We start from the raw sequence: 451 nt of genomic DNA, 5'->3' as shown, positions 1-451 counted from the left end.
ATTTTCTGATTTGTCAAGCTCCGGGTTTTACACCGTGTCAGTTACCTGACTCAGTTATTCAAGCTTCGGTGCGGGCCTCTTGGCCAAGGCGGTGAAACTTGTCTAACCGCTCTCTGTAGCGCTTCAGGGAAAACCCTGTGTGCGCTGCAGCGAGAAAAGAACTATAGCACGATGATTTTCGACTTGGCAAGTTTTTTACCTGAATATTTCAAGCAAAAGAGGCGGTTTACAGTAGTTTTCCACTTAGACCATTGTTATATATGACAAAACTTAAATGAAACTAAATGATACTAAAATGACTATGTCTCGTTCATAGCAGGAGAGACACCAGAACCAGCAGGTGAAACGCCAGAATGCCCTATCGCAGAACAGGTGATTCCGGGCTTATCCTCTCCAGCTCAGCATCGATTCTCTTGTTTCGCGCTGAATTCCCGCCCCAAAGTATTTTCGC

Source organism: Alcaligenes phenolicus (assembly GCF_032063905.1).
Taxonomy (GTDB): Bacteria; Pseudomonadota; Gammaproteobacteria; order Burkholderiales; family Burkholderiaceae_B; genus Alcaligenes; species Alcaligenes phenolicus.
This window is presented reverse-complemented; position numbering follows the sequence as displayed.